Origin of the sequence: Dyadobacter alkalitolerans DSM 23607 (genome assembly GCF_000428845.1) — a bacterium.
Classification (GTDB): domain Bacteria; phylum Bacteroidota; class Bacteroidia; order Cytophagales; family Spirosomataceae; genus Dyadobacter; species Dyadobacter alkalitolerans.
In genome coordinates this window covers 394,171-412,993 of the sequence record NZ_AUAS01000002.1, presented here as the reverse complement: position 1 = coordinate 412,993, position 18,823 = coordinate 394,171, and the positions used below count along the sequence as shown (strand labels likewise).

The window sequence follows — 18,823 nt, the reverse complement described above, 5'->3', positions numbered from 1 at the left end:
TATTGAGCAGCAGCTGATCCCTAGTTCAGGTTTTTAGGGATTTCATTCATGTTGTACCAGGCTTCGGTGCTCCATAAATTGTTGCCACTCTGGCTGATGATGGTTTTTCTGTTCAAATGAATATAAACCATATGTTTGCTCTTCATGCCCGTCAGCTGTAATGTTGCCTTCTTGCGATCAGGGGAAACCTTTACTGATTTAACAGCCAGGTTTTCTTCGTCCAGCTTCGGGCCGCCGTAATCGCCGGTAGGTTTGAACCACCATTGGCGGATCTGGTAGTCGGCTGCGGTTTCGCCCGCGCCTTCTTTCAATGGTTCGGTAAATTCAATTTCCACACCGTCCGATTTGGCTCTTACGGCCAGCATTTCAAAAGCAACTTTGTTATTGAATGTCAGCTTTTGGAGTCCGTATCCGAGTTTTCCAGCGTGTCCCCAGTTACCTGTGGAACCCACACCGCCAATGTAAAGGGAGCCATCCGGGCTCCACACTAAGCGGTTAACGCCCGCTTCCAAACCTTGCGTGAACCGGAACACAGCGCCCTGGTAAGCGCCGTTTACTTTTTCAGCAAATACGCGCTTGATCCCGCCGTGCGTAACGTCGCCATGGATCATTTGGTTTTGGTAAGGCCCCACATTCAGTCTGGCAGGCTGGCTTGGCGAGTTGCCGATTTCATCCTGGGTAAGCCACACCACCGGCGGCGTTTCTGTTTTGTTGGCAGTTCCTTCAAAGTCCACCGAGCGCGAGCCGTACCAGGCGCCTTCCTGCAAGTGAATGATCTTGTTGGCAGGCAGCCAGTCGCCCTGGTTATCGGCGATGAAAATTTCGTTGTCAACGCCCAGGCCGATGCCGTTTGGCGTCCGTAAGCCGGATGCTGCAAAGGTGAATGAGCCGTCTTTTTTAGAAATTTTCACGACTTTCCCACGATCCGGGATCTGTGGCTTGGTGCTGGCACCGCCGGGATTGATGGCCGTTGCCAATGTTCCGTAGAAATAACCATCCTTATAAACCAGCCCGAATGCGAATTCGTGGAAGTTGGCCGAGACTTTCCAGCCGTTGCAGATGGTCTGGTATTCATCGATGAGCTCATCATTATTCAGGTCGACCAGCTTGGTCAGTTCCTGTTTTTGCATAATGTAAATCTCATCATCCACCACTTTCAGACCCAGCGGCTCGGCGAGTCCGTAAGCAATGCGTTTTACTTTAATGTCGTTCGGTGTCGTCGCTTTGCGGCCATCAACAATGTAAACAGATCCTAATGAATCCCAGGTGCTGACCACCATTCTTCCATCGGCCAGAAAATCCATTCCGCCGACTCTTGGCTGGAAATTATACGGGCGGGCCTGCGCCAATGTAAAGCTTGGGTGCACGGCGACGAGTGGCGATTTGTCACCCGGAATGTCTTCTTTTTTGACATCTACCGGTGTCTGTCCGGTTCTTTTAATATCAGCTCCTTTATAGGTAAACACGCTTGGCGGCACCACCACAAATTCCTTGGTGCCATAAGGCCTCCATTGAAGCGAAAGCCCCTTGCCAAATGCGCCCTGATAATATTCTACTTTAAAAGGATGCTTACCTGGTTTGAGAATAATCTCTCCGTCGGTGGGTTGCAGGGGGTGGTTAACGCCATTGTCGATCACCATTTTATCATCAATAAAAAGCTTTCCACCATCATCACAAACCAAGCGGAAAACAATGTTGGTCGTCTTTTTAATGTTGATATAACCGCTGGCAAAAATCGCAAAGTTGTCTTTCAGATCTCCAAAATCCTGCTCATCCAGATGCAATGCATTGATAGATCCTGATTTCACAGGCAGCATTTCATCATTAATTTCAGGAACAGCTCCTATGCCGCTTGAAAACTGGTAAACATTGACAGCGATGCCTGGTTTTTCCGTCGCAGTGGCAACTTTGGCAGGAACGATGGATTTGAGGACGATCGGGTAGGCGGGCCTGGGCATTAGTTTGCTGGCCGCTTGTGCTCTTTCTTTGTCAGCATCCAGTTCCAGAATGTAGGAGACCATTGTTTCGGCGTCCTCTTTTTTGAGATCCGGGTGCGGAGACATGGCGATCTGTCCCCAGTTTCCGGCGCCTCCTTTGATTACTTTGGTAACCAGCGCATTTTTGTTGTTATCATTGTTTTCATAACGTTCTGCAATGGCTTTGTAAGCCGGGCCAACGGTCTTAACGTCCTGGTTATGGCAGGTGTTGCAGTCGCTTTTGGCAAAAAGTCCGGCTACCATATCAGCTTTGCTTTCCTGCTGGGCCGTTTGCGGCTGCGCTGGTTTTTTGGTCAGGCTTACAGACAATGTGGTTTTGCCATTGTTGTTCAAAACCAGCTTTCCATCTATCGCTTTAAATGCCTGATTCCCGGCTGTTTCCTCGCGTTCATTGGTCACTGAAAACCGGCCGTCCGTTTTATGGTCGGTGGCAGCCGTCAATGAATTCAAATGTACATTTAACGCAATCTGAACACCCGAAGGCGCATTAGCAACCGTAAAAACGCGTTCGAATCCGGTTTTGCCATTTTGCGCATCAAAAAACTCAGGTTTTTCTTCAACTGAAATCTTCTTTCCCTGGTAATCCAAGTCATATTTCAATGTTACCTGGTTGTTCAGAATGGCGTGGCCTTTGTAGCTGATTTCCGGCGTAACTTCCTTTCCATCAATGGTGAGCCGCCAGGGATTTTCATCAGGCTCTTCCATATATGTGGTTCCCTGCGACACGGGTTGCGGGCCGTGGGATGAGGTGTAAACAGGGCCGCCAAAGTTGATTTTTCCTGCCCAGGCTTTGTATAAGGAGGCTGTTTTGGTGTTGTAGGCGAGCCATAGATTGTCGTGCAATGCAATGCTGAGAATCCGTGGACGGGCGTCCAGAACGGAGCGCAGAACCCACGCTTCGCGCGGGCGTTTAACATCAGAAAAACCAGCAATAGTTGCTGGCTTTGGAGTGAAAGTAGTGGCAGGGCCACGGTAGGCGGAGCCAAGCACTGCAAGAAGAATTGCAGCGCTCAACCCAACCAGGCGTGGTCCGACCAAAGGTTTTTGAAATTTCATTTAAATCTATTTTAGTAACCTGGATTCTGCTTCAATTGCGGCGAAGAGTTCAACACATTCTGACCAATCGGGAAAATTTCCGTGTGGTTGTCCGCATCGGGTTTTTTATCCCACCAGCTTCCCGTGTTAAACACGCCCCAGCGAATCAGATCCGTTCTTCTGCGGCCTTCTGCCAGGAACTCGCGCATCCATTCGTCCAGCATTTCCTGGTCGGTAAGCTCGGCGCCGTTGGCTTTGTAAAGGCTTGGTGAGCCGGCTGGATAATTGCGTTTGCGGACTGCATTCAGCAATGTTGCAGCAGCAGCCTTGTTTCCAGCGCGGTATTTGCATTCGGCCAGAGAATAATAGATCTCGGCAAAACGGATCTCCGCATAGGCCGAGGAAATCTTGTTCTGGTCGTCGCTTGGGTAGTAAGGGTATTTTACCGGATAAAGGCCCGAGTTGTTGTCTCCGTTGTTCATGTTGGAAACCTTATCGGCGATCTTCGTTCCTGGTTTTGCATCCAAAAACTTACCCACCTGGTCACGCAGGAACAGCGGGTAGGGGCCTTTGAAACCTTTCACTGTGTCTGCTTTTCCACTCGCATTTTTGTAAGGCAGGTAACCGTACAGGAACATGCCTTCGCGCTTGCTGTTGCCCAGGTTTTTGTATTTTTTTAAACGCAGGTCATCCTTGTATTTCTGGAATTTGATAAATGGTTTTCCCAAAGTAAAGCTGTACTCCACGCTGTCCACATCGCGGCCTGGCTGCATGGCATATTTCGGGTTAGCATTGCCAAAATCGGTGAATCCGAAATAGCTCGGTGCCAGGTTAGGTAGCATCCAGAAATACATGCCGCCGTCATACTGCCAGTGCGTTTGTGCAAAGCTGCCCGGGAAACCGAACATGGTTTCTTTCGAAGTCGGGTTGGTGTAATCAAATGGAGCATCCCAGCGCGTTTCGAGTGCATAATCGCCGTATTTGCCATCGATAATCTCCTGCGCCATCGTCTCGCAATCTTTGAAACGATCGGTTCCGGTGTAAACTTTTGCATTGAGATACAAACGAACCAGCAATGCAGCCGCACCGCCTTTGGTCCAGCGTCCCGATACATTGTTACCTAATGTGGTGTTGGTCGAAAGCTTCGGAAGGGCCTCTTTCAATTCCTGCTCGATGAAAGCGAATGCTTCTTGCGGAGGAACCTGCAAGCCCCCTTCGGTCTGGCCTTTAACTTTGGTCACAATGACAATGTTCCGGTAAAAATCCAGCAAACGAATGTTCAGCCAGGCACGAAGCACTTTCAGCTCGGCAATCATGCCATCCAGCTCTTCGCGGGTCATGTCAAATTTCGAGGGGTCCGTAATGCCTTCCAGATCTTCCAGGGAGTTGGTCGCCAGGGTTACACCGCCGTAAAGCGCGTTCCAGGGATCGCTTGTGAAGCCGTCCTGGGCAGTCCAGGTGTGGTAATGTACACGCTGGAACTGACCGCCGTCAAACCAGTCGCCCTGGCGGTTGATGGTCATCATTTCGTCGGAGCTGTTTTCCTGCAGCATGAATGTGCTGCCGCCCTGGATGCTCCAATAACTGTGCTCGAAAGCTCTCAGAAAGTCACGGGTAACGTCGTCCCGCGTTTGCAGGAAGTTTTCGGAAGTGATCCGATCGTATAGTTCTTCGTCCAGATTGGTGCAGCCCGCCGTTACAGATAGCAGTGCGCAGGCAGCGAACCGGAGGATGTATTTTGATATGTTATGCCTTTTCATTTTCGGAATTTAATCGGCTAATTAAAATGTAAGTTGTAATCCCAGCAGCAACTGCGTGGTGGCAGGATAGTAGTTTAGCGTACCGCCATTATCGCGGTTGGTAGCTACACCCGGATAAAGTCCGTTCACCTGGATCAGATCAGGATCGCCGCCCTTGAACTTGGTAAATGTGGCCAGGTTCCTTGTCGTCGCATAAATGCGCGCAGACTTAATGAACTTGGCATTCAAAGGCTGGGTATAGCTCAGCGTAATGTTGTCCACTTTCAGGAATCCACCCGGTTCCAGGAAATAATCGGATAGCGAAGAATAAGTCGATGTGCTGGTCAGCTTCGAATATTTACCACCATCGAATGCAGAGGTCAGGAGGTTCACGTTTTGCTGAGCGGCTGGTGTGCCCAGGTAAAATGCATACGTGTTGAACAGCTTGTAACCAAAAGCCCCGCGCAGAAACACAGTCAGATCGAAGTTTTTATAGCGGAATGAGTTGGTAATCCCGGTTGTGAACTTAGGAAGCCCGTTTCCTACGATTTGCTTGTCGTCGTTATTGGCCTCGTTAGCAGGGATAATGTCACCGTTTTTATTGTACACCAGCAGTGCACCGGCATCATTTACACCCGCCGATTTGAGCGCGTAGAAATTACCGATCCGCTGATCTTCCTGCAAGCGCTGGATCGTTCCCGGACTGCCCGGCGCAGGCATGCCTACCACATCCACGTAAGTTTGTCCTTTGTACAGGTCATTGGAGAATGATACAAATTTATTGTCATTGAATGCACCCGTTGCACTGATGTTATAGCTGAAATCCGCTTTGTTCACCACCGCTGCACTCAATTGCAATTCCAGACCGCTATTCCGCATCGTGCCCACGTTGGCAAAGGTTTGTCCCTGAATGTTGGGCGGGTTAGGCACATTGTAGTTGCCCAAAAGATCTTTGTTCTGACGCACATAGTAATTCAGGCTACCCGTGATCTTGCTGCTGAAAAGCTCAAAGTCAACGCCCGCATTGAAGTTGATCGCCTTTTCCCAGCGCAGGTTATAGTTGGTGTTCTGGCTTGGTCCCCACACCTGGTAAGAGTTTCCGTTGTAAGGATAGTAACCATAGCCGCCGTAAGTATCCAGCGACAGATAGTTACCGAAATCCTGGTTACCCGTTTCGCCGTAGTCGGCACGCAGTTTCAGCTCATTCAGCCAGGGAAGGTCTTTCAGGAAGCCTTCCTGCGTGGCGCGCCATGCAAAGGATGCGGCCGGGAAATAACCCCATTTATTGTCATATCCAAACTTCGAAGATCCCTCGCGGCGAAGGCTGGCAGAGAAGTAATATTTCTGGTCGAAGTCATAATTCACACGTCCGAAGAAAGCGATCAGTTTGGAGCTGTTTTTGTATGAACCAACACCATTGACGCCTTTTTCCAGGTTCCATAACCCGGTGCCCAGGCCATTGTAAGTCAATACATTGGACGGGAATTTCTCATTGCCCGCGCTAAATCCGGATTCCATAAAATGCTGGAATGAATAACCTGCAAGGAGTTTCACAGAATGCTTTCCTTTGTCCAGATAATAATTGCCCAGCCATTCGAAGCTTTTCTGGTCTTTTTCTTCCAGCCCCTGCGAGGCGGTATTGCGGCCGTTTCCGTTAATAACAGGCGTAATGTTGGAAGGCGTGAAGTTCATGATGCGCTGAGACAGGCTCACTTCTCCGAACGTCACGATCGTATTCAGGTTTTCCAAAATGTTCAGTTTCACAGAACCATTCAGGTCGAGCGACTTATGCTCACGGTCTTGCTTCACGTTTTTAGCCCATTCCACAGGATTGTTGGCAAAAAAGCCAGAGTTAATGTAGCTGTATTTGCCTGTGGAATCTCTCACGCCCTGCGTAGGATTAAGCGTCAGTGCATAATTGAATGCGCTGTAATCGGCTTCGCTGATTTTCGCGTAACGCGGCGCCACGCTGAACGTCAGGGCAAGCAGGTTATTGGCAGTGGTGTGGTTAATGTTCACCCGGCCACCGTATTCTCTCTTTCCGGAACGGAGGTCAATCCCGTTTGCATCGCGGTAATCCACGGATGAAAAGTAGTTGGTTTGCCCGTTACCGCCCGAAAACTGCAATGTATGCTTGTGCGAGAATGAGGGCTGACGGCTTACTTCTTTCAGCCAGTTGGTGTTTCCGCCAAAATCGAATCCGCGCTTGTTGGCCAGGAAATCGTCTTTCGAAAGCACCGAAAGCTGGTTGGTCAGGTAATCAAAAGTCGTGTACCCATCATAGAAAAGGCGCGGTTCGGAAGAGCCTTTTTTGGTGGTGATCACGATCACCCCGTTGCTTCCCCTTGTTCCGTAAATCGCCGAAGCCGCACCACCTTTCAGTACGTCGATGGATTCGATCTCATTCTGGTTGATGTTGTCGATGTTACCACCCGGAATGCCGTTGATAACGAACAAAGGTCCAAGACCGGCGCTGCGGGACGAAGCTCCGCGAAGCTGGATGCTCGGCGATGAGTTCGGATCGGCAGTGGATGTGTTGGTGATGGATAACCCGGCCACTTTGCCCTGGATGGACATCAGCGGGTTGTTACCGCCCACACGCAACAAGTCCTTGTCAGACAAGTGGGTAATGGCGCTGGAAACTTCTTTTTTGTTCAAAGAACCATAACCGATCACGACCACTTCATTCAGCGTTTTCTGGTCTTCCAGCAGTGTGACATTCACAGTAGATTTGTTGGTAACATCCACGTCCTGAGCAAGGTAACCAACGCTTGATACGGTGATTGCTTTTGCCCCTGCCGAAAGTTGCAAGTTGAATTTTCCTTCGGCGTCCGTCGTGGTCCCGTTGGAAGTTCCTTTCTCAATCACTGAAACACCGGGCAGAGCCCCTTGTTTATCACTGATTTTACCCGAAATTGAGGTGCCGGTCTGAGCTTGTGCTACACCGGACATGGCACAGATAATGCCTAGAAGCATCGCCATCGTGGTCCTTACAGACCAGCGCATGAGCGCCTGCTTTTTAGCAACCTGTGCCAGTTTGTGCAAATTATTTTTCATTAAAATTGTTGGTTAAATTGGAATTTGAAACTCCCCGACTTGTTACTATCCAACTAAAATATTGGACTTATTTAAAGTGGTGCGAATTTCCTGCTTTGCTGATTAACGGAATGATCTGTGAGTCTCAATTTTAGATCAATTCGTCTCAACATGATGTTATATTAATTACCAATGATTTTGCAGGGATATATTTATAAAAATGTTCAACAAGTAAGGGTCGGCAGCAAAGCTGACTTTGTACGGATGCCTGGGTGAAAAAGCTGCTCTCTACGTTCTACTTCGTGTTTTTATGTCTGGCTTGTCTGGGTCAGGAAGCGCCGTATTATTTCAAAAGCTACAAAGTTTCGGACGGCCTTTCCGGCAATGCCACTGGGGATATTATTCAGGATAAAAAGGGCTTTATCTGGATTGCCAGCCGCAACGGACTCAACCGTTTTGACGGGAATTCTTTTAAGATTTTCAGGAGCAAAGAAGGCGATTCCACCAGCCTGGGCAGCAACTCAGTTTTCTCAATTTCCGAGGATCAGGACGAGAAACTTTGGATCGGGACGCACAAGGGCGTTTATATATATAATCCTGTTTCGGATCAGTTTTCCGTCTTCAATTTAATCCCGACCGGCGAGGTGCGTATGATCCGCAGCGACCATGACGGTGGAGTCTGGATCATTTCCGATAATCAGCTTTACCGGTTCGATTCCAAAACACGAAAAGTAAAAGCACTTCCCGATGCGGCCAACACGGTGGCTATACACGTCTCAACCGACGGAAAAGTCTGGGCAACATTCAGCAATGGCGTTATCCGGCGTTATCACCCTGAACTGGGCACGGTTGCCAAATACGATCTTTCCGGCCGTGTGAATGAGATATTTTCCAACATGCGCGTGCATTCCGTTTCGGACTCCACCTTGCTGGTTGGCAATATGAAGCGGTTGCTGCTCTTTAATTACAGGACAGGCAACATTACCGACATTTCGCAGCAGACCGGCCAGAAACAGGACATTTACATTCATACATTCTTCCAGAACGGCAAAGACGAATACTGGCTGGGTTCAGAATCCGGGCTCTTTATTCTTGATTTGAAAAAGCATAAAATGAAGCAGATCGTGAAGGAGAAATACAACCCTTATTCGATCACGGACAACATTATCAATGCTATTTTCAAAGACCGCGAGGGTGGGATCTGGGTGAGCACGCAATTTGGCGGCGTCAATTATTACTCGTCTGAATTCAACCGTTTTCAAAAATATTTCCCACAGCCCGGCAACAGCATCAGCGGAAACCTGATCCACGAAATGGTGAAGGACAAATACGGAAAACTATGGATAGGCACTGAGGATGCGGGTTTGAACCAGCTGGATTTGCAAACGGGAACATTCAGATCATTTCTACCTGACGGCAAGCAGGGAAGCATTGCATACCGGAACCTGCACGGGCTGGTCGCCGACGGCGACGAACTGTGGATCGGCACTTACGAGCATGGCCTGGATGTGATGGATCTGAAAACCAATAAAGTAATCCGGCATTACACCACCAGCATGCCCAACACTTTCGGGAGCAATTTTGTGGTGACGCTTTATAAAACGAGGGCAAATGAAATCCTTGTCGGAACGTGGTCGGGCCTATTTAAATACAATCGCAGCACCGATGATTTTGCACCGATGACCTTCGTCAATACGCAGGTGCAGAGCATTCACGAGGATAAAGAGGGCACATTGTGGGTGGCAAGTTATGGCGGCGGGATTTTTTATTTTAATCCAAAAACAGGAAAAAAAGGAAGGATACAGTATGATGCCGGCAAAAAAGGCGGACTGCTGGACAACTACATCAACAGCCTTTATCAAAGCAAAAATGGTGACTTCTGGTTCTGCACCGAACATGGATTATCGCGGTATAATGCTGTTACGCGGCAATTCAAAAATTACCGCATTGAAGATGGCTTACCCGATAATCAGGTTTTCCGGGTTTTGGAAGATGATATGGGCAATTTCTGGATCTCGACTTCGCGTGGTTTGTCGATGCTGAATGTCAAGACTGGGAAATTTACCAATTACAATGAGGCGAATGGGCTGCTCAGCGAACAGTTTAACTACAATTCTTCTTTCAAAAATGACGACGGAACGCTGTTTTTCGGCACAGTAGCCGGGCTGATCAGCCTTAAACCCGCTTTATTTAATAAAAATACGTACGTGCCGCCGGTGTACATTACGGGTATCCAGGCCAATAATCAGGAGCTGCATATTGGCGGTAAAAATTCGCCGCTCACCGAATCACCGGTTTATACGGGTTGGATCAAGCTGCCTTATGATCGTTCGAGCCTCAGTTTTGATGTAGCAGCGCTCAGTTATGTGATCCCGGAAATGAACCGTTATAAATACAAAATGGAGGGGCTTGAACCGCAGTGGATTACATTAAGCAACAGCAAAAAAATCTCGTTTTCAAAACTCCCGCCGGGTCATTATGTGTTAAGGATCATGGGGTCGAACAACGACCAGGTGTGGAATGACCGGGAAACCAGGCTGAACATTGATATTCTGCCGCCGTGGTGGGCTACGGGATGGGCTTACATGTTGTACAGCACCATTGTGGCCGCCATCGGCATTACGGTTTTCCGCTATTATCACCTGGCAATGGGCGAAAAGAACAAGCGTGAGATTGAAGCCATTGAAATTGGCAAAGAACGCGAAATTTATAATGCTAAAATTGACTTTTTTACCAACGTTGCCCACGAAATCAGAACGCCGCTGACGCTCATTAAAATGCCGCTGGACAAGTTGATGGCCGACGAAAATGCCGGTGCAGAAACATTTGAGAACCTGAACATGATCAATAAAAATACCAATCGCCTCATTGACCTGACCAATCAGCTGCTTGATTTCAGGAAAGCGGAGGCGAATAATTTTAGCCTGAACTTTACGAAAACTGACATTAACGAGCTCCTGAGCGATGTTTTTTCGACGTTCCGGCCAGCAGCCGAACAGAAGAATCTGGCTTACAATATGGAGCTTCCCCGCATCACCCTGAATGCCTTCGTCGACATTGAAGCCTGCAAAAAGATCATCAGTAACCTGATTAACAATGCGATAAAATATGCCGATAACTCGGTTAAGGTAAGGCTGTTACCATTCAGCAGCGATGACCTGCTTTTTCATATTGAATTCACGAACGATGGCCTGGTCATTGGCGATAATGAAAAAGAGAAGATTTTCGAGCCGTTTTATCGGGTAGAGGCGAGCCAGAAACAGGAGGGAACCGGCATTGGTCTTCCGTTGTCGCGTTCGCTTGCCGAGCTCCATAAAGGCAGTCTAGAACTGAAACACCGGGATATGCATTCCAATACATTCCTGCTTTCGCTGCCGATCCATCAGGACTATGAAATGGACCTGAAAGGGGTGAGTGAGGAAGTATCAGGTGATTTTCTGGTAACAAACGAGCAAAACGAAGCCGCCGATCCGGCCCGGCCTGTGGTCCTGATCGTGGAGGACAATGTTGAAATCCTGGGTTATCTGAGCCGGGAGCTGAGCGGTTCTTATCATGTCATGCGCGCGCTGGACGGTCAGCAGGCCATTGAAATTTTGCAGCACGAGAACGTCCAACTGGTGATCAGCGACATTATGATGCCCGTTATGGACGGCATTGAGTTGTGTAAAAAGATTAAAAACGATGTGCAGTTCAGCCACATTCCAATCATTCTGTTAACCGCCAAAAATTCGATCAATTCCAGGATCGAGGGGCTTGAAGTGGGCGCGGATGCCTACATTGAAAAGCCGTTTTCACTGGATCATCTGGCTGCGCAGATCACCAATCTGATCAACAACAGGAACATTATCAAGGAATATTTCGCCCGCTCGCCGCTTACCCACATCCGGGGCATTGCATTCTCGACGGCTGATAAGCAGTTTTTGGAACAATTAAACACCATTATAGGCCAACGGATCGCGGACACCAACCTGGACGTGGACCTGCTTTCGTCCCTGATGAACATGAGCAGGCCCACATTATACCGCAAGATCAAAGGCATTTCGGACATGACGCCGAATGAGCTGATCAACCTGTCGCGGCTGAAAAGGGCCGCTGAGCTGCTCGCTGAGAATAAATACAAGATCAACGAAGTGGCTGATATGGTCGGATACAGCATTCCCACCAACTTTTCGAGGGATTTCCAAAAACAATTCGGCATCAGTCCGTCCACTTATGTTCACGAGCTGCGCGGTCGTCATGTTTGAGTTTAGCAGGTTGGATCAGCTTATTGACCTATTTTTTCAAAATCCCTTTTACGACGCTGTCATTGATCAGTTGCTCGGCATACTGCCAGATTGATTCGGAACCCTGCTGAATGACCTGCTTTTTGGCATACACCTTTTCATAACTGACGCCGAACTCGGCCCAGGTGCCGCCGTTATTAGAAGTATTTTGGAGCAGAGGTTCCAGGCGGTCCATAGCCCGTGCAAATTTTGCTTCATGGGTCTGCCCTTCCTCAAACTCTTCCCATATTGCGATCAGCTCCGTCGCTTGCTCCTCCGGCAATAACCCGAAGATCCGGTTTGCAGCCAGTCTTTCTTCGTCGGTGTTGGTGTGGTTTTTCTGCGTATCATAAATAAATGTATCACCGGCATCTATCTCGACAATGTCGTGGATCAGAAGCATCTTGACAACCCGGAGCAGATCAATGTCGGAATTGGCATGCCCGGCCAGGATAATGGCCATCAGCGACAAGTGCCAGCTGTGTTCGGCGTCATTCTCATTCCGGTCGCTATTAAAAAGTTTCGTTTTGCGGAGGATGTATTTGAGCTTATCCACTTCCTTAATGAACTCGATTTGCTTTAACAGGCTGCTGGTTTCCATCTATGAATATGAAAAAAGTGGTTGAATGTCTACTTATTTCCCTTCCGTCACCTGCCGGATGACGCGCAGCCAGTTCAGGCCGAGGATCTTTTTGATCCGCTGGTCGGTATAGCCCAGTTTTTGCATCGCCATGGTAATCTGCGGGAAGTCGCTGATGTCTTTGATTTCCCGGGGCAGCTCGGGGCCACCGTCCAGATCGGACCCCAGTGCTATGTGGTCTTCGCCGACTAAAGTAACCCCATAATCAATGACGTTGGCAAGCTGGTCCACATGCATCCAGTATTCATCGGGAATGGTCCCGTTGAAAGTGAACGGCAACTCACGCGCAAATTCCTTGTCGACGTCTTCAATAGTTTGAGTGGTATTTTGGACGCTCAGGATGCGTGGTATTTTAGGCTGCGGACTCGGCTGCACTTTGACGGGATTGTTTGGTTTTTGCCAGGCCCAGTATTTTGGGTTATTAAAAAGGCTGCCGAAATGCACGCCGATAACACCGCCTTTTGATGCGATTGCTTTTGCAGCTTCGTCTGTAATGCAGCGCGGATGGTCAACGATCTTGTGAAAACCGCCGTGACTGTAAATGACCGGATGCCGACTCGCCGCCGCCGACTGCATAATGGCATCATTCGATGCATGAGCCACATTGATAACCATGCCGAGATCGTTCATTTCCTTTATCACCGCTTTTCCATGTGTATTAATGCCGCCCCAGGTGTACACGTCATTGCAGGCATCAATAAAAGCATTTGTAGTGCTATGCGCAGTCAGCTGCATGGAGCGCAGGCCCAGTTTGTAAAGTGCGCGCAGCAAATCCAGGTCACCATGCAGGTCGTAACCACCTTCCAGATCCAGGAATGCGGCTATTTTACCCTTTTTATTGATACGCTCGATGTCGGACGCATTGAGCGCGAGCTCAATCAATGCATGGTTCTTTTTGATCTGGTCCAGCGCAAGGTTTACGACACGAAAAGTATTTTTGATCTCAAACCTTCCCGGATAATAGTTTTCAGGGGTGTAAACCGAAAAAAACATCGCATCCAAGCCGCCTTCTTTTGCCCGGGGAAGATCCACCGTCCCATCTTTATAACGCTGGCCAATGTCGGTTTTCAGAATCAGCTCCCGGCTCATTACATGCGTATGCCCATCCATCACAAACGCATCCCGGTGCAGATCGGGCATCGAAGTATGCTGTGAAGCAACAGCCGGCTGTTTTAATAAAATATCACCCGCCGCGGGTAAAAGGGTCAGGCTTTTGATAACGTCTCTACGATTCATTGTTGTGTTGGTTCGGTCATTCAAATGGTCATTGGGTCATTGGTCGCCACCCGACCGCTCATTCATCGCAGCGGCGACCGCACATTAAATCATTCACTAAACCCCCGCATATAAGGAACATCCGGCGGCCGCTGGCCTGTGCTGAACTGCGCTCCCCGCGCGGAGCGGTATCGCATGTTCATAAACGGCGTGTCGATGCGCCGTCCTACTGCTGAATATTTGCCGTTTTCCCAATTAGATTCCATATTATAAGCCATAATCCCGGTGGACAAAAGCAACCGTTCTGCATTGAAAGGCTCTCTGCCGGTCACCATCATTTCAGTGATCCAGTGCGGCTGCGCATTGGACGCATGATATTGGGAAAACGGGCCGGGCCAGTCTAGCATCGACATTATAGCTGGTTCCTTACGACCTTCAATGTCCCCTGCAAAGGTCCAGCCCACACCCTGGCCTGAATACACTGCTGCTTTTGTGCCATCATTGTATTCAATGATGCAGACATTCGGTTTCCCGATCTCCTGAAAATGTCCCGGTTTCAGGTCAAAGCTTTTACGCACCGCTTCCAGCAATGCGGCCGCCCAGGGGTTTTGTTCGGTCCACTTCCACGTCTCCGGGCCGCGTATGCATTGCACCGACTTTACGCCAGTTTCGCCACCCTTCCGTCGCTCGACAAAAGCCTGCAATACATCTACACAATGAAAAAGGGCACCTTCATCGGGAGCACCGCCGATCACCACCGATGCTTTTAAAGGCGTGTCTATATCCAGTTCTATTTCCGGCTTGCGGAAGTAGACCGGTATGGAAGAGCCGCCGGTTAGCGGGAAATTCAGTTCACGGGATTTATCAAACATCCATTTGGCTTCGTCCCAGCTATAAGAAAGGTGTTTGTCATTAAAAACGGGCACAGAGCGCTTGCTCTGCTCAAAAACCCGGATCACTTTTTCATAGATCCACCAGCGCGGCAGGAGCCATTGCCCTTTGAGATTGGTAGGGTATTCCCCGTGCTCGCCCACGATCACCACGCCATCCACTGCCAGTTCCTTTCCGCCCAGTGTAACCGCTTCTCCGGCTATTTTGAAAATCGGAATGTTCTTGGCCTTGCATATTTTTTGGCCGAGTAAACTTGTTTCAAACTGATGAATATAAACGGATACAACTTCTACCCGCGAGGGAGTGTGAGCACCTTGCCACCAGTAGCCGTCGAGCAGCTTGGTGATGATCCAGTCGGCGTGCGACCTGGTGGCGCCCCAGTATGTAACGAGGCAGGCAATGCGTGGCCGTTTTGGTACGGAGTGCGGGGCAGCGACGGCAGGAAAGCCTGTTAATGCGGTCAAACCAGCCATGCCGGTTATTCCAAGCATTTCACGCCGGGTCATGGATAAGTCTATTTTCATGGGTTTAGTGATTTCAGGATAATATACCTCCAAAGCGGCTTAAAATGCAAATAATGATCGAAAACTTAGGGATACGACCAGTGGGCAAAAAATTTTTTACACTTTATTTCGTCCACATTTGCACGGATAAAATATTTACATAATATTTGTCTATTAAGTTAGTAGAGTAATCTTATTACCACCAGTAAGATCTCGCATTAGATATTCGCTTTTGAAGAAAAGTAAATATTTAAACCTGCATTCATGGAAGCCTCCTCGGCCTAAGTGGATGCTGAAAAGTAATTCCCATAAAAGTTGATAATAAGCTTTGAAGACCCGTGCGGTCTGTTCAAAAGACAGCTATATCCGCTTTTATCGATTCTGATAGACTATTTAATCTATATACTAAGGCAAATATTTTATTACTTAAACGACTCGAATGTATGTTTTTTACAAAAAAGGAGCCATCGCCTGGTAAACTGGCAGGTCGCCTTATCAAAACTGCGACAACTATGGCTATGCTGCTTTTTACCCTGGCCGGTTACAGCCAGCAGCAGGGCCCGGGGAAAGTTCAGGGCAATGTGACCGACGCTGGCGGCGAAGGGCTGCCGGGCGTTAATATTCATTTGAAAGGGACCAATATCGGGACCACCACCGATGCAAAAGGCGGATTTAACATTGATGCTGAGGCAGATGCAGTCCTTGTTGTCTCGTACATCGGCTATGCGACGCAGGAAATAAAACCGGGTAACAAAGGAAAGCTGTCCATCACCCTGACATCCGATCAGCGCCAGCTGAATGAGGTTGTGGTGGTGGGATATGGCACGCAGGAACGTAAAAATGTAATTGGTTCCATCACAAAAGTGGATCCTACGGATGTGAAAAACATCCCGGCGGGAAGCTTTGATGCGCAGCTGCAAGGCAAAGTGCCGGGCGTGCAAATTACATCCAACACGGGCGTTCCCGGCGAAGCGGTTACCGTCCGGGTGCGGGGCGCCACTTCCATCAATGGTGATAATGACCCTTTGTATGTGATTGACGGCGTATTTATGAACAGCAACAGCATGCAGACCATCGGAACCGGTGGGAAAGCAACTTCACCGATTGCCGACATTAATCCGAATGACATAGAAAGCCTGGAAGTCCTGCGCGACGCCGAAGCCACTGCACTTTACGGCTCGCGCGGTGCCAACGGTGTGATCCTAATCACCACTAAACGAGGCAAATACAACCAAAAAGCAAAGGTTAGCGTGAATGCTTCCTATGGCCTTGCCAAAGCGGAAAAACTATGGGACCTGACCACCGGCCCGGAGCACGCACAACTCGTGAACGAATGGTGGATCAACACCGGAAAAGATACGCCATCCTTAAACCGGACGGAGGCGAACAGACCATTTCGCCCCGCTTCCGAAGGCGGCCGCGGCCTGCCCAAAGAGCAGCAAACGTACGATAGACTAGGCGAAATATTCCAGACGGCGCCCGTCCAGAATTACGATTTGTCCGTTTCAGGCGGGACGGCTACAACGACATATTACATCGGCGGAGGCTACAACAGCCAGGAATCGATTTTGAAACCGATTAATTTTAACCGCGCCAGTTTCAAGGTTAACCTGGATCAGAAGATTTCGGACAAAGTGCAAATCGGGGTGAGCAACAGTTTTGCCCGCACATTCCGTAACCAGGCACGCGCCGGCGATGGTCCCGCGGGCGGGCTTCTGCAGGCTGCATTGCATACGCCTACTTATTTGTCGCCAACCAATGAAAACGGTGAACTCGTGGGCCGGGCGGGATTTGACAATGTTACCCTGCTTTTGCAGCATTACGATGTCAAGTCGGTGAGCTTGCGATACATTGGCAACCTGTATGCGGAGGCCGATATTCTTCCTAACCTCAAATTCCGCACAAGCTGGGGATTGGATTACAACAATTATGACGAAAATGAATACTGGAACACATTCCTCATTTCCGGAAGCCCGAACGGGCTGGCAACGGCAAACAATGGGCAGGCTACGACCTGGATTAACAAGCAAACGCTTACTTACCGACAGAAAATCGGCACCAAACACAACTTTGGCATCCTGATCGGTAACACCATTCAAAGCGATCTGAACACCGGAACAACCTCAACGGGACGTGGTTTTGCGAGTAATTCTTTCAAACTGATCTCTTCCGCAGCTACAACTACGGGCTCCAACAGCTGGTCTAAAAAGAACCTTGCATCCTTCTTTTCACGGATCGACTACAATTACGGCGGCAAATATCTGATCGATTTCAGCATTCGTGCGGATGGTTCTTCCAGTTTCGGTGCCGACAGGCGATGGGGCTATTTTCCTTCGGTGGGCGGAGCATGGCGGGTTAAGCAGGAGAATTTTTTCAAAAATGTGGCCGTGCTAAGCGATTTGAAGATCCGCGCAAGCTATGGCGTTACCGGCAATCAGAATGGTCTGGGCAGTTTTGCAGCATTGGGCCTTTGGGGCAGCGGCTTTCCTTACCAGGGCAATCCTGGGATCGCCCCGCAGCAACTTGCTAATCCGGATCTGCAATGGGAGCGGACCAGCCAGTTCAATGCGGGTGCAGACATTGCCTTCTTTGGCGACAGGCTTGGTATTGAAGTGAATGTTTACAGCAAATACACCAGCAACGGCCTGCTATCACTCACACTGCCTGCCACAACCGGCTTTGCCAATTATCGCAGCAACACGGCCGAGATCAGCAACAAAGGATTTGAGCTGGCGATCCGTTCAGTGAATTTCCAGAACAATACATTTTCCTGGACTACGAGCTTCAATGTCGCCCGGAATATCAACAAGATCGAAAAGCTGGAAAATCCGCTCGAATATGGCAGCCGCAGCCTGATCCTATTACAACAGGGCCAGCCACTTTATTCTTTCTGGGTTTACAAGCAGCTGTATGTTGATCCGCAGACGGGTAACACGGTTTATGAAGATGTGAATAAGGATGGCAAGATCACCGTTGCCGACCGTCAGATCAACGGCAGCATATGGCCTAAATTTTTCGGCGGACTTACCAATAGCATTACTTACAAAGGGTTCGATATCAATGCTTTCCTTGCGTTTCAATATGGGAATAAGGTTTATAACCATAACAAATTTTTCGGCGAGGGTGGCGGTGCGCGCGATGCGGCGCGGATCATTTTTGCCAGCAATAACGACCGCTGGCAAAAGCCCGGCGACATCACGGATGTGCCTCGCCCGGATGGTGTGAATGTCAATAACTATCGTGATGGCGGAAGTCGCTGGCTGGAAGATGGGTCATTTATCAGGCTGCGTTCGCTTGCCATTGGCTACACGATTCCGGTGCGCGGGATTTCTTCACTACGCCTTTACGTAACCGGGACCAACCTTTTCACGATCACAAAATACACTGGTCTGGATCCTGAATCGAGCTCTTCCAGCGCGCAAAATGAACAAGGCATCGACCTCGGCACACCGCCGCAGCCCAGAAGCGTTCTGGTTGGCGTTAACCTGACATTCTAAAATTTACC

The 18,823-nt window shown here is 49.1% G+C and carries 8 protein-coding genes; 2 read left to right on the top strand and 6 right to left on the bottom strand.

Annotated features, from left to right (window positions below):
• Window positions 1-20: 20 nt before the first annotated feature.
• The 3 genes from G395_RS28580 to G395_RS0104855 are packed head-to-tail and all read right to left on the bottom strand — an operon-like array spanning window position 21 to window position 7,828.
• A complete protein-coding gene (locus G395_RS28580; RefSeq protein ID WP_051349992.1) occupies window positions 21-3,053 on the bottom strand; it encodes a PA14 domain-containing protein in 3,033 nt (1,010 codons plus the stop codon).
• A gap of 11 nt (window positions 3,054-3,064) precedes the next feature.
• Window positions 3,065-4,792 carry a RagB/SusD family nutrient uptake outer membrane protein gene (locus G395_RS0104860; RefSeq protein WP_035360396.1) on the bottom strand — a complete coding sequence of 576 codons (1,728 nt, stop codon included), beginning with the start codon at window positions 4,790-4,792 and terminating at the stop codon, window positions 3,065-3,067.
• 21 nt (window positions 4,793-4,813) lie between these two features.
• Window positions 4,814-7,828 carry a SusC/RagA family TonB-linked outer membrane protein gene (locus G395_RS0104855; protein ID WP_229203990.1) on the bottom strand — a complete coding sequence of 1,005 codons (3,015 nt, stop codon included), beginning with the start codon at window positions 7,826-7,828 and terminating at the stop codon, window positions 4,814-4,816.
• A 251-nt stretch (window positions 7,829-8,079) separates the two neighbouring features.
• On the opposite strand from G395_RS0104855, the gene G395_RS0104850 reads away from it, so the two are divergent.
• A complete protein-coding gene (locus G395_RS0104850) occupies window positions 8,080-12,051 on the top strand; it encodes a hybrid sensor histidine kinase/response regulator transcription factor (RefSeq protein ID WP_051349991.1) in 3,972 nt (1,323 codons plus the stop codon).
• 28 nt (window positions 12,052-12,079) lie between these two features.
• Here G395_RS0104850 and G395_RS0104845 read toward each other — a convergent pair whose 3' ends face one another.
• The 3 genes from G395_RS0104845 to G395_RS0104835 all read right to left on the bottom strand — a co-directional run bounded on the left by G395_RS0104845 (window position 12,080) and on the right by G395_RS0104835 (window position 15,339).
• Window positions 12,080-12,670, bottom strand: a complete 591-nt coding sequence (locus G395_RS0104845; protein ID WP_026629038.1) for an HD domain-containing protein — start codon at window positions 12,668-12,670, stop codon at window positions 12,080-12,082.
• A gap of 33 nt (window positions 12,671-12,703) precedes the next feature.
• Window positions 12,704-13,945 carry a dipeptidase gene (locus G395_RS0104840; RefSeq protein WP_026629037.1) on the bottom strand — a complete coding sequence of 414 codons (1,242 nt, stop codon included), beginning with the start codon at window positions 13,943-13,945 and terminating at the stop codon, window positions 12,704-12,706.
• Between the two features lie 89 nt (window positions 13,946-14,034).
• Complete coding sequence (locus tag G395_RS0104835; protein ID WP_035360394.1) at window positions 14,035-15,339, bottom strand: hypothetical protein; 1,305 nt, start codon at window positions 15,337-15,339, stop codon at window positions 14,035-14,037.
• 497 nt (window positions 15,340-15,836) lie between these two features.
• Between G395_RS0104835 and G395_RS0104830 the strand changes: the two genes are divergently transcribed.
• A complete protein-coding gene (locus tag G395_RS0104830; RefSeq protein ID WP_374754371.1) occupies window positions 15,837-18,815 on the top strand; it encodes a SusC/RagA family TonB-linked outer membrane protein in 2,979 nt (992 codons plus the stop codon).
• The last annotated feature ends 8 nt before the right edge of the window (window positions 18,816-18,823 follow it).